We start from the raw sequence: 12,853 nt of genomic DNA on the forward strand, positions 1-12,853 counted from the left end.
TGGCGGTGAGAAAATGGAATCGGATAACCTGACGATTGGAAAAGCACTGAAGTTTGCGCGCCATGATTTTTTAAATGAATTGCAATTAATGCTATTATATATGGATCTCGGAAAAATGCCCGAAGCGAGAAGGACACTGTTGGAAGCGACGGAACGCATGCGTCATGTATCCATGCTGGAAAAACTGCGTTTGCCGAGGACGGAAATCTGGCTTAGCACTTTTGAATGGAGACATACAGCCTTTTCGAAGAGGTTGCAATCCAACATCATCGCAGGTACCCGGACCGCCAATGACGATGCAGTCGCCGATTACTTGGAAAAATTAATTTGTGTAGTCGAAGAAGCAGTCGATCCGATGGATGAATATATCGTTCATATAGCGGTTAAAGCTACTGAAGATCATTGGTCGATCCAATTGAAAATCGAAGGGACGCTCATGGGATCGCCAAGACTGCCACAAACAGATGGCGGGTTTGAAGTGAGTGGAATCTTGCAAGATAAGCAATGGACGTTCACATTAAGTGGGCAATAGGAGGAATAAACATGTTTGTCGATCACGTTAAAGTATATGTAAAAGGTGGCGACGGCGGCGATGGAATGGTTGCGTTCCGCCGGGAGAAGTACGTAGCGTACGGAGGTCCTGCTGGAGGGGACGGAGGAAAAGGCGGAGATGTCGTTTTCATCGTCGATGAAGGTTTGAGGACGCTAATGGATTTCCGTTACCAACGCCATTTCAAAGCAACTCGCGGAGAGCATGGCGGCAGTAAAAATCGGCATGGTAAAGGCGCCGAAAACATGGTCGTCAAAGTTCCGCCGGGTACGATAGTCAAGGACGTCGAAACCGGAACGATCATCGCCGATCTAGTAGAGCATGGGCAGACAGCAGTCATCGCAAAAGGTGGGCGTGGAGGCCGCGGGAACTCGCGATTTGCGACACCACAAAACCCGGCTCCTGAGCTTTCTGAAAAAGGGGAACCAGGCGTCGAGCGGGAAATCACACTTGAATTGAAAGTGCTTGCAGATGCAGGTCTTGTCGGTTTCCCAAGTGTCGGAAAGTCGACTTTATTATCTGTCGTATCAGCTGCAAAGCCGAAAATCGCCGATTACCATTTCACGACACTCGTACCGAATCTCGGGATGGTGGAGCTGGAAGGCGGAAGAACATTCGTGCTCGCCGATTTGCCAGGGCTTATCGAAGGGGCGCATGAAGGCGTCGGCCTCGGCCATCAATTTTTGCGCCATATCGAGCGGACAAGAGTTATTATCCACGTAGTGGACATGTCCGGAATGGAAGGACGGGATCCTTACGAAGACTTCGTTACGATCAACGAAGAGCTGGAGAAATACAATCTTCGTTTGATGGAACGGCCACAAATCATCGTCGCAAATAAAATGGACATGCCGGAAGCTGAAGAGAATCTGAAATTGTTCAAAGAAAAGCTTGACGATGAAGAAGCGTTGGTCTTCCCGATTTCTGCAATCACGCGTGAAGGCTTGGATCAGCTGTTGTTTGCTGTCGCAGACTTGCTTGAAACGACGCCCGAGTTTCCGATGCATGAAATTGAAGATGAGGATGAAAATCGTTCGGTTCTTTATAAGCACGAATCTGAAACTGCGGACTTCAAGATTACCCGCGATGATGATGGAGCCTTTGTCCTGTCGGGGTATACTCTTGAACGTTTGTTCAAGATGACCGACTTCAACTTCGATCAATCCGTCCGTAAGTTTGCGCGCCAAATGCGCGGAATGGGTATCGACGATGCACTTCGTGAGCGAGGGGCGAAAGACGGAGATACGGTCAGAATCCTCGACTTTGAATTCGAATTCCTCGAATAAGATGCAGTGTGCGTTTTCTATGACTTGTTGCAAGGAGGCATGAAATGAAGCCATTGGGGGAAGGGCAGTTTTATCTCGTAAGGGAAGATGTGCTTACGGAATCGATGTTAAAAATGCTGGAGGCTAAAAGGCTTCTAGCGAGCGGGGAAGAGAGGACAATCCAAGAAGCGACGAAGCGGGTGGGGTTGTCCCGAAGCGCTTATTACAAATATAAGGATACAGTCTTTCCATTCGAGTCGATCGCCCGTGAACGAGTGTTGACGATCTTCATTCAGCTGGAGGACCGGAAAGGCTCGCTTGCGTCGATTCTTCGGATCATATCGGAAGCTAAGTGTAATGTGTTAACGATACACCAGACGATTCCGGTGCAAGGTCGCGCGAATATTACATTGTCTCTCGATGTAACGGAGATGCAGATCAAAATGGAGGAATTCATGCAAAAATTGAAAGCACCGACTTTCATCGATTCCGTCCATTTGATCAGTTCTGGAGCATTGTAAGTAATAAAAAACAGAGAGCAACATGATGGAGGAACTGGGATGAGCGAACAGGATTACAAGCCGACGGTCGCCTATTTGGGGCCAGAAGCTTCATTTACTCATGTGGCGGCAACTCACCTTTTTGGTACAAAAGGCTTGGTACCGCAACCGACAATACCCGATTGTATAGAAGCTGTAACCGAAGGCCATGTCGCATATGCAATCGTACCGCTTGAAAATGCATTGGAAGGCTCCGTGCCGATGACGATCGATTATTTATTCCACGGAAGCGAACTGTTCATTAACGCGGAAATTTCAATACCGATTGAACAGCATATGATGGTGAACAAAAAGTGGAAGGATGACTTGGAGCGGCTCGAATCAGTTCGTTCCCATCCGCATGCACTTGCGCAATGCCATAAATATTTGCAATATCATTACCGACGTACGCCGTTGATCCAGACGACATCGACAGCAGCTGCCGCTAAGTACATTTCTGAAAATCCGGAACTGTGCATCGCTGCAATCGGTAATCGCTTAGCTGCAGAAAAATACGGCTTACATATCGCAGAAGAAAATATCCATGATTTTCATTTCAACCATACACGGTTTGTCGTTCTGTCTTTGAGGAAAGGGCATTTGGAAGTTCCGGGTCATTCAGAGTTGCCAAAAACGACACTGATGGTCAAGTTGCCTGAGGACGACCGTTCAGGAGTGCTCCATCAAATACTTTCAGTTTTTGCATGGCGAAAGCTGAATTTGAGCAAAATCGAATCCAGGCCGATGAAAACCGGGTTAGGAAATTATTTTTTTATCATCGATATATTGGAAAGCGAAGAGCATCCGATGATGAGAGGCGCGCTAGAGGAGCTTGCCGCGCTCAATTGCACGGTTCGCTCTTTCGGATCCTACTTTACGTACGAACAAAAACCTTCACGCTAAATCATTTTAGCTTGGAGGTTTTTTCGTTTTACAGAGGAAAGAAGCCTGAGGGACATCAGTTTTTCGAATGAATATTAAAGGCATTTCCACAATATACATACTAAGAGAGAGGGCGCCTACCTTAAATTTGCGTCACATAGACGGGCGTTCGTTCATACGATGGATTGATGGAAGGGGGATTTTGTTAGTGGATGTCCATATTGTTGTAAAAGGGGATACGTTGTGGAAAATTGCACGACAGTACGGTATCCCTTTTGAAGATTTGAAAAGGGTGAATGCCCATTTAGCAAACCCGGATTATGTCGTTCCGGGGATGAAGATTTTTCTGCCGAAGAAAAAAACTGCAGCTCAGCCGAGTGAGAAGGGCAAGGAAAAAATGCCGGAAAAAGTGAAGCAACAGCAAGCTGCGCCTTCTATGCCTCCTGCGATGGAAAAGCCGAGCATGCCGCAGCAACCGATTCCAATGCCACGGGTTGAAAGGGAATTTGAAATGCCGAAGCCACCATCTGTTCCGATGCAGCCAATGCCGACTGCGCCTGTTCAGCAGCCGCCTGCCGCGATGACGCTACCGCCTGAACCTATGCCATCCATACCGCCTGCAGCTCCGATGCCGCCAATGGCTATGCCGCAATTTTTCCAACCGATTATGCCAGTTCCGTGCGGATGGATGCCGATCTACGACGCGGATTGTGCACCGATGACATTCCCAAGTTTCACACAGCAAATGCCTACACCAACCATGCCGGCACCTCCAATGCCGACACAAGTCATGCCAACACAAGAATTGCCGACAGCCCCGGCTCAAATGGGAGTAAGGCCACCTGCAATCGATATGACCGATGATCTGGATGACTATGATGAATCGCCAATCTATCCTGGTAGAGGTCCTGGAGTTGCCCCGCCTTACCCGGTTAGAGGGTGGGAATTGACGGAGTCCCCGATGATGCTGGATGAATCTCCGGATGATATGGATTTTACCCCTCCAGAGCAGGCATATGTACCACAAATGGTATCGCCGGAGTTTCAAAATCCGTATGGGATGATGATGCAGCCTCAGCAACCATTCGCTTTCGGTAATCCTTGCATGCCGATTCATCATTGCGGTTGTGGTTGCCCTCCTCATGGTTTCTACGGGATGGCTCCTACCGAAATGCACCCGAATTATATGATGCCAATGCAAGTGAGCCCAATGCAAATGTATCCAATGCCGATGAATCCGATGCCAATGAACCAAATGCCGATGAGCCAAGCGCAGATGAATCCAATGCAAATGAATCCAATGCAAATGCAACCATTCTACCCTATGGATAATTACGGATGTGGTTGCTGACCGGCGTATGGTGCCGGAAAAGAATATCCGTAAAGTGAAACAGAATGTTTGGAAGATGGTGGAAGGAGAGTCCTCCTACTCTCTGAAACGGTATACGACGCGATCAACGGCGGTAAAAGTGAATTACGTACACAGACAGCTTCATACAATTCGCTTTCCGCATATCGTTCCTATCATCCCGACTGACGATCCGTTATTCATCATGCAACCATGGATTGAAGGGACAAAACCGGTCAACTTTAGAAGAAGGATTGATCGGACTGATTCCCTTATGGCCCTCAAAGCGTTGCATCAAACAAAGGAGCAGATTGACTGGGACGCCTCCCCTTATCTGCATCGATACCAGCTCCTGGATAAATGGCGGGAAAGACTGGACCGGTTTATCGACAATCGAGACGCATGTGGGAAATTCATAAGAAAACAAGCGGTTGACGAAATCATTATGTATGGGGAGGAGGCCCTTCCCATACTAAAGAAAAACTACCGCAAACTTTCGGGCTATACGTTGCTTCATGGGGATGTCGTGCATCACAATATTCTCCGGGATGGAAACGGAATTATCCGTTTCATCGATTTTGACCTTGCATGTACTGGACCTCCTGGAACGGAATTGGCGCTTTGGATGCACCGTGTCTTGCCGAATGTGTGTTACAATCTAGAATTTCTTCTGGCGGAGCAATCATCTTTGAACAATCTGGATGATGCCTCGAAATCGATGTTGCTTTATCCGAATGAGTTGTTAAGGGAATGGCTGCACCTTTTGAACATGCCGGAAGCAAAGCAGGAAAGTCTCGCAAGAAAGCTTATCCCTTTTACGGAATATGCTCTCTCTTCATGGCCGAAGCTATGGTATGATATAGAACGGAACATGAAGTAGGAGGATGCATAATGGCTGGCCATTCAAAGTGGAAAAATATCCAAAACCGTAAAGGCGCACAAGACGCGAAAAGAGGAAAAATATTTCAAAAGATGTCAAGGGAGCTATATGTAGCCGCGAAATCAGGCGGCGGAGATCCAGACATGAATCCTGCGCTCCGTCTTGCAATCGAGAAATCGAAAAGCTTCAATGTGCCTAATGATGTCATAAAACGAGCGATCGATAAAGCGACTGGCGCGGGTGCGGATGAAAACTATGAGGAAGTCGTCTATGAAGGATATGGACCTGGGGGTGTAGCGGTTCTTGTACAATGTTTGACAGAGAACCGAAACAGGACAGGGCCGAATATCCGTGTAGCTTTCAATAAAAACGGCGGTAGCTTAGGGGAAAGCGGTTCAGTCGGCTATCTATTCAACCGCAAAGGACGCTTGTTTGTCGAGCGTACGGAGGAAACCGACGAAGAAGCAATTATGCTTGCCGCGCTGGAAGCGGGTGCTGAGGATATCGAGTCGACAGAAGACGGCTTCGAAATCATTACTGAACCATCCGGTTTCATGGAAGTGAAAGAAGCACTGGAAGCTGAAGGAATTGAATTCGTTTCAGCGGAAGTGGAAATGATCCCGACGATCTATACGGAATTGCAAGGCGATCATGCCGAGCAGTTCGAAAAGATGATTGATGCATTGGAAGACGATGACGACGTACAAAACATATATCATAACGCAAGCGAATGAGCCGCCTCATCAGCGGCTTTTTTTATTGGTGGATACATTTCACATCAATAGGTAGAAAACCCGTTCGTATGCTATAATAGTTTCGATACTTTAGGGGGAGAATGACTTGTACGATTACATTAAAGGAACAATCACCCGGGTAACACCCGAATACATAACGCTCGAACAAGGCGGCATCGGCTGGCAGATCATGACGCCTAACCCATATGCTTTTCATCAAACAGAAGAGGTCCAACAAGTATTCACTTATTTGCATGTCCGTGAAGATATGCAATGGCTACTCGGCTTCAAATCACTTGAACAGCGTGAGTTGTTTAAGAAGCTCATCACCGTCTCTGGAATCGGTCCGAAGGGTGCGCTCGCCATATTGGCAAGCGGCATTCCATCCCAAGTGATCGGAGCAATCGAAAGGGAAGATGAAGCATTCCTCGTACAGTTCCCGGGAGTCGGAAAAAAGACGGCTCGTCAAATGATCCTAGACCTCAAAGGGAAGCTCGGAGACCTATTCACGGAAATCGAAATGCCGGATGATGTGACGTTGCTTTCCATGGCGGAAAACGGTGCTTTGGAAGAAGCCATCCTCGCATTGCAGGCGCTTGGCTATTCGCAACGGGAATTGGCGAAAGTGAAGACGGAGATGCAAAAGGAAGAACTGGATACGGAAGGCTATATGAAGCTTGCATTGCGCCTGCTATTGAAACAAAAATAATATTAGTTGAATAAGGAAGGAGGAGCGGTGCATGGAACGGGTCATTTCAAGTGAACAATCCAATTATGACGACAGCTTCGAACAATCTTTGCGACCTCAGACGTTGCAGCAATATATTGGACAGGAAACTGTGAAGGACAATCTGAGTATTTTTATCCAAGCCGCAAAAGGCAGAAGTGAAAGCTTGGACCATGTCCTGTTATACGGTCCGCCTGGACTTGGGAAAACGACGCTTGCGACTGTCATCGCAAATGAAATGGGCGTCAATGTGAAGATGACGAGCGGGCCGGCGATTGAAAGGCCGGGAGATCTGGCAGCGGTCGTTTCGTCATTGGAGCCAGGCGATGTCCTTTTCATTGATGAAATCCACCGGTTGAACCGATCGATCGAGGAAGTTCTTTATCCGGCTATGGAAGACTTTTGTCTCGACATCGTTGTCGGTAAAGGTCCTTCCGCTAAATCGATTCGCCTCGACCTTCCGCCATTTACGTTAATCGGTGCGACGACGAGGGCTGGTTCCTTATCAGCGCCGCTTCGTGACCGTTTTGGCGTGCCGCTCCGCCTTGAATATTATGGGGAAGGCCCATTGAAGGAAATCGTAATCAGAAGTGCGAGCCTATTCGATGTCGATATCGACTCCAATGCGGCGGTTGAAATAGCTAGACGCTCGAGGGGGACGCCTAGAATCGCCAACCGCCTCTTGCGCAGAGTGCGTGATTACGCGCAAGTCCGCGGAGACGGCAGCATTACAATGGATATCGCAAGGGAAGCGCTTGAAATGCTGCAAGTGGATTCACATGGACTTGATCATATTGACCATAAATTGCTTGTCAGTATGATTGAACGGTTCCGCGGCGGACCGGTCGGTATTGATACGATTGCGGCAAGCATTGGCGAGGAGTCCATAACGATTGAAGACGTTTATGAACCTTACTTGCTGCAAATCGGTTTCATTCAACGAACACCGCGCGGCCGAATTGCAACGAAACTCGCATATGATCATTTCGGTTACGTGGTCCCAGACGCGCTTACGTAATACTAATCAAGTAGTTCAATACTGCATAAAAGGAGTTCACCCGCATTATGGATGTAAATGATTTTGATTTTGAGTTGCCGGAAAGTCTCATTGCACAGACGCCTCTTGAAGATCGGACTGCAAGCAGATTGATGGTTTTGGATAAAGTGACAGGTGACGTCAAGCATCGTCAGTTCCGTCAAATTGTGGACGAGCTGCAGGAAGGGGATGTTATCGTACTGAACGATACACGTGTCCTGCCTGCCCGTTTGATTGGGACGAAGGAAGATACGGGCGCGTCGATTGAAGTGCTCCTTCTGAAGGAGACGGGGGCGAATGAATGGGAGACGCTCGTAAAGCCTGCGAAGCGGGTGAAAGTCGGAACTGTCGTGACGTTCGGGGATGGCAGATTGGAAGCTGAATGCACTGAGATCCTTGAGCAAGGCGGAAGGATATTCAAATTCCGCTATGAAGGGATCTTCTACGAAATCCTTGATTCGTTAGGGCAAATGCCGCTCCCTCCTTATATTACAGAGACGCTTGACGATCAATCGCGCTATCAGACCGTCTTTGCGAAAGAGAGAGGGTCGGCCGCGGCACCTACTGCGGGTCTTCATTTCACCGAAGAAATCCTACAGGAGATCAAAGACAAAGGTGTAGGTGTCGAGTTCATCACTTTGCATGTCGGCTTAGGGACATTCCGTCCTGTAAGTGTTGACGTAATCGAAGAGCACACGATGCATTCGGAGTATTATTCTGTAACCGAAAAGGCTGCAAATGCAATTAACGAAGCGAAGGCGAGAGGTGGAAACGTCATTGCGGTCGGAACGACGTCTGCGAGAACGCTTGAGACGATTGCTTCGCAAAATGACGGAAAAATTGTGCCTACCAGCGGGTGGACGTCGATATTCATCTACCCTGGCTACCGGTTCAGCATTCTCGATGGTATGCTCACCAACTTCCACTTGCCGAAATCGACATTGATCATGCTGATTTCCGCTATGGTGTCACGTGAGCATGTATTAGCCGCCTATAAGGAAGCGGTAAAGGAGAAATATCGCTTCTTCAGTTTCGGGGATGCGATGTTCATTAAACCTCCACAAAAGTAAAGGGATGCAAATTCCCAAAATGGAAAGGATCTAATTAAATGGCAGCAATTACTTACGAACATATAAAAACGTGCAAGCAGACAGGGGCTCGTCTCGGTATCGTCCATACGCCACATGGTTCATTTGAGACGCCGGCGTTCATGCCTGTCGGGACGCAAGCGACTGTGAAGACGATGTCGCCGGAAGAACTGAAAGAGATGGGTGCAGGCATTATCCTCGGCAACACGTATCATCTTTGGCTGCGCCCGGGTCATGACGTTATTAAGGAAGCGGGCGGTCTCCATAAATTCATGAATTGGGATCGGCCGATCTTGACGGATTCAGGCGGTTTTCAAGTGTTTTCATTAAGTGAATTCCGTAAAATTGAAGAAGAAGGCGTCCATTTCCGTCATCACTTGAACGGAAGTAAGCTTTTCCTAAGCCCTGAAAAAGCGATGGAAATTCAAAATGACCTTGGTTCGGATATTATGATGGCTTTTGACGAATGTCCTCCGTATCCCGCGACATTCGAATATATGAAGGCAAGTGTGGAAAGGACTTCAAGATGGGCGGAGCGCTGCCTGAAAGCCCATGCTCGACCAGAGGATCAGGCGCTATTCGGAATTGTCCAAGGGGGCGAATTCGAGGAACTTCGCAAACAAAGTGCGAAAGACCTTGTCTCGCTCGACTTCCCTGGATATGCAATCGGCGGATTGTCCGTCGGTGAGCCGAAAGATGTCATGAATCGCGCTCTAGAATTTACGACTCCGCTATTGCCTGAAAACAAACCGCGCTATTTGATGGGTGTCGGTTCTCCTGATTCCTTGATTGACGGAGCGATCCGCGGAGTGGACATGTTTGACTGCGTATTGCCAACACGTATTGCGAGGAATGGTACGCTCATGACTAGCGAAGGACGCCTCGTCGTGAAAAATGCAAAATACGAGAGGGATTTCGGGCCGTTGGATCCGAATTGCGATTGCTATACTTGTAAAAATTATAGCAGAGCTTATATCCGGCACTTGATCCGAGCGAACGAAACATTCGGCATCCGATTGACTTCCTACCACAATCTCTACTTCTTGCTACGGTTGATGGATCAGATCCGGGACGCAATCCGCAATGATCGTCTCGGCGACTTCAGGGAAGAATTTTTTGAACAATACGGATTTAATAAACCAAATGCAAAAAACTTTTGAATCTTGTATAATGAACCGAGAAGAGGGGGGAAGAAAATGAATGGTGATATGTTCGGTACGTTGCTACCAATTATTGCAATGTTCGCAATCATGTGGTTCCTATTGATTCGACCTGCACAAAAAAGGCAAAAACAGACAAAGCAAATGCAAGAAAGTTTGAAGCGCGGCGATAAAGTCATTACAATCGGCGGTCTTCACGGCGTAATTGACGCTGTCGATGACACATCCGTCTTTTTGAAAGTTGCAGACGGCACAACATTGCAATTCGATAGACAAGCTGTCGGGCGCGTTGTGGATGCAAGCGCATCATAATGGTGTTCATGTTCAAAGAGGTGGTTTCACAGTTGCAACTGTGAACCACCTCTTTTTCGTTCTTGTATATTCCTACTGAGGATAACGCATCCTTTCATGGAAAGGAGGGAACGGTATGAATGAATTCTTAATTATCGGATTCAGGACAATTTTTTTGTATGCATTCATTGTGGTCATTCTTAGAGTGATGGGAAAACGGGAAGTAGGCGAGTTAGGCGTTCTCGATGTCGTCGTTTTTATCATTATGGCAGAAGTGGTCGCATTTTCATTGGATTCGCCGGAAAAGAAATTGATTCACTCTATATTTCCCGTTCTTCTTCTGCTCGGCATCCAGTTGCTGACATCCTACATTTCCATGAAGAGTAAAAAGTTCAGGGATATCGTCGACGGAGACCCTACTTTGATTATTCAGGACGGAATTATACAGGAAGAGCAGATGAGAAAACAGAGATACAATTTGGACGACTTATTCCAACAGCTTCGCGAACAGCAAATCGGTTCGGTTCGCGAAGTGTCCTATGCATATTTGGAGCCTTCCGGCAATCTGTCAGTATTCACATACGAGAACACTCAGCCGGTCCTTGCCCTCATTTCTGACGGCGTAATCCAAAGCCGCCATGTCCAAATGATCGGGAAATCCGAAAAATGGCTCGTCGGAAAGTTGAAAGAACAAGGTGTGAATGACGTCGAACATATCTTCTATTGTTCATTTGAGCAAGGGGAATTGCACTATCAACTAAAGAAAGACTATCAGTAAATCTTCGTCAGCCTTTTGAGCATGAGGACATCATTTTTCTTCACTTGCCCGAACAGCAGCAAGATGACTAGAAGAAATACGGTTGTAATAACGCATTCGGTCAGTAACCCGAACTGGCCTATCGGGATGAAGATAGGACGTATGACTGCTGTCATGATGAAGGATACATACGGCAGGGCGAACATCGTAAATCCGGCTGCCGCGGCTTTATTTTTCCGCAACGTTGCGATGTGGAGGAAGGACGTAACTAGAACCCCGAATCCGATTGCAACCACTGCCCCGGTCTCCTGCAGTCCAGGCTGGGATGCTAATACGAACATGACACCCAGTTTGGCAATTCCCCCGTAAACCGAATTCATCATCCCGGCTTTTGCATCCCCTGTCGCTTGCAATATGGAATACAACGGGCTTTGGATGTAATAGAAGAAAAAGATCGGTGCTAACAATGACATATAGGACCCGCCATCGCTAATATGGAAAAGCTTTTCTGCAAGCTCCTGCCCATGAATATAAAATACGGCTGCTGCAAAAGCACCGGTCAAAGCGGAAAGGCGCAGCGCCAAATGAATCCGCTCTCGAAGCTTCTGTTTATTGCTCGAAGCTGCAGCTCCGCTCACAGCCGGCACGAGCACGACAGACAACGCGTAAGGAATGAATGAGGGAAAGAGCAGCAATGGGATGAGAACACCAGAGATGACCCCATAGAGCGATGTGGCCGCCACTGCCCCGACCCCTGCCATTGAAAGGGCACGCAAAAAAATGATCGGTTCGAGGAACCACGTGAAAGTCCCGAATAATCTGCTTCCTGATGATGGAAGTGCAATAGATAGGAGTGGCTCCATCGGATATCTCACTTTCTTTACTACAGGTTTCCTATCACGGCGTTTATGTTGTTGATATTTGAACCAGAGATAACAGGCTGACAGTCCTTCCGCAAGCAATGTGATGCCCATCGCATAAGCGGCATTCATCGGGTTATTGTCCGGGACGAGCAGCATTGGCAAGAGCCATGTAATCAAAACAATCCGGAATAATTGTTCAATAATTTGAGACCAGGCCGTTTCTTCAATCCTGACAATCCCTTGAAAATATCCGCGGATCAACCCGCAAACAGCGGCAATCGGAATGATGGCAATCCCCACATATAATGTAGTGGAAGTAGCTGCGCTCCCCAATAAGGTTTCCGATAAATACGGGATGAAAAGAATAGATAGTGGGATGAATACCGCCCCTGTGATAATTGTAATGAAAGTCGCTGTTTTCATTACAGCAGGAAGCTTCGCGGTTTCGCCTTTCACTTTCAATTCCGCAATCACCTTCGCAACGGCAATCGGCACACCTAATTGGACGAGCGAGAGGAAAAATATGAAAGCGGGGTAGGCGGTCATATAAATGCCGACCGCTTCTTCTCCCGCCACTCGCATGAATTGGATGCGATAGACGAATCCCAATAGCTTGGACATGAAAACGGCAATCATCAGTATGGCAGTTCCACGGATGAAAGTGGACAATGAAAACAACTCCTTCTCAATTCCGGTCATTTCGTATACACTAAATCTATGCATAGGTTTGTCT

The 12,853-nt window shown here is 47.6% G+C and carries 14 protein-coding genes; 13 read left to right on the forward strand and 1 reads right to left on the reverse strand.

All coding sequences use genetic code 11. The annotated features are described in order from the left end of the window. Positions 1–13: 13 nt before the first annotated feature. The 13 genes from NIT04_RS07035 to NIT04_RS07095 all read left to right on the forward strand — a co-directional run bounded on the left by NIT04_RS07035 (position 14) and on the right by NIT04_RS07095 (position 11,278). Complete coding sequence (locus NIT04_RS07035) at positions 14–532, forward strand: Spo0B domain-containing protein (protein ID WP_252502842.1); 519 nt, start codon at positions 14–16, stop codon at positions 530–532. Between the two features lie 11 nt (positions 533–543). Further along, the gene (gene obgE / locus NIT04_RS07040) at positions 544–1,836 is read left to right on the forward strand and encodes a GTPase ObgE (RefSeq protein ID WP_252502843.1); all 1,293 of its coding nucleotides are present in this window, start codon (positions 544–546) and stop codon (positions 1,834–1,836) included. Positions 1,837–1,880: 44 nt separating this feature from the next. Continuing rightward, complete coding sequence (locus NIT04_RS07045; RefSeq protein ID WP_252502844.1) at positions 1,881–2,336, forward strand: ACT domain-containing protein; 456 nt, start codon at positions 1,881–1,883, stop codon at positions 2,334–2,336. A 39-nt stretch (positions 2,337–2,375) separates the two neighbouring features. Beyond that, a complete protein-coding gene (gene pheA, locus NIT04_RS07050; protein WP_252502845.1) occupies positions 2,376–3,257 on the forward strand; it encodes a prephenate dehydratase in 882 nt (293 codons plus the stop codon). Between the two features lie 187 nt (positions 3,258–3,444). Beyond that, positions 3,445–4,587, forward strand: a complete 1,143-nt coding sequence (locus NIT04_RS19115; RefSeq protein WP_305880089.1) for a LysM peptidoglycan-binding domain-containing protein — start codon at positions 3,445–3,447, stop codon at positions 4,585–4,587. Next, positions 4,577–5,464, forward strand: a complete 888-nt coding sequence (locus NIT04_RS07060; protein ID WP_252502846.1) for an aminoglycoside phosphotransferase family protein — start codon at positions 4,577–4,579, stop codon at positions 5,462–5,464. Before NIT04_RS19115 ends, NIT04_RS07060 begins: the two co-directional genes overlap by 11 nt. Positions 5,465–5,475: 11 nt before the next feature. Further along, positions 5,476–6,198, forward strand: coding sequence for a YebC/PmpR family DNA-binding transcriptional regulator (locus tag NIT04_RS07065; protein WP_252502847.1), 723 nt, complete (start codon positions 5,476–5,478; stop codon positions 6,196–6,198). Positions 6,199–6,304: 106 nt separating this feature from the next. Then, positions 6,305–6,907: a Holliday junction branch migration protein RuvA gene (ruvA, locus tag NIT04_RS07070; protein WP_252502848.1), complete on the forward strand. Its 603-nt coding sequence runs from the start codon at positions 6,305–6,307 to the stop codon at positions 6,905–6,907. A 31-nt stretch (positions 6,908–6,938) separates the two neighbouring features. Next, positions 6,939–7,943: a Holliday junction branch migration DNA helicase RuvB gene (gene ruvB, locus NIT04_RS07075; RefSeq protein ID WP_252502849.1), complete on the forward strand. Its 1,005-nt coding sequence runs from the start codon at positions 6,939–6,941 to the stop codon at positions 7,941–7,943. 47 nt (positions 7,944–7,990) lie between these two features. After that, positions 7,991–9,031: a tRNA preQ1(34) S-adenosylmethionine ribosyltransferase-isomerase QueA gene (gene queA / locus NIT04_RS07080; RefSeq protein ID WP_252502850.1), complete on the forward strand. Its 1,041-nt coding sequence runs from the start codon at positions 7,991–7,993 to the stop codon at positions 9,029–9,031. Between the two features lie 38 nt (positions 9,032–9,069). Continuing rightward, positions 9,070–10,209, forward strand: coding sequence for a tRNA guanosine(34) transglycosylase Tgt (gene tgt / locus NIT04_RS07085; RefSeq protein ID WP_252502851.1), 1,140 nt, complete (start codon positions 9,070–9,072; stop codon positions 10,207–10,209). A 36-nt stretch (positions 10,210–10,245) separates the two neighbouring features. Beyond that, on the forward strand, positions 10,246–10,521 hold the full coding sequence (gene yajC, locus NIT04_RS07090; RefSeq protein ID WP_252502852.1) for a preprotein translocase subunit YajC: 276 nt from the start codon (positions 10,246–10,248) through the stop codon (positions 10,519–10,521). Positions 10,522–10,636: 115 nt separating this feature from the next. Then, entirely contained in the window at positions 10,637–11,278 is a 642-nt protein-coding gene (locus NIT04_RS07095) for a DUF421 domain-containing protein (RefSeq protein ID WP_252502853.1), read from the forward strand. Here the strand turns inward: NIT04_RS07095 and NIT04_RS07100 are convergent. Then, positions 11,272–12,789 (reverse strand): polysaccharide biosynthesis protein, encoded by a 1,518-nt coding sequence (locus NIT04_RS07100; protein WP_252502854.1) that lies wholly within the window; start codon positions 12,787–12,789, stop codon positions 11,272–11,274. The genes NIT04_RS07095 and NIT04_RS07100 overlap by 7 nt on opposite strands. Positions 12,790–12,853 lie beyond the last annotated feature (64 nt).

The sequence above is a fragment of the Sporosarcina sp. Marseille-Q4943 genome (assembly GCF_943736995.1).
Taxonomy (GTDB): domain Bacteria; phylum Bacillota; class Bacilli; order Bacillales_A; family Planococcaceae; genus Sporosarcina.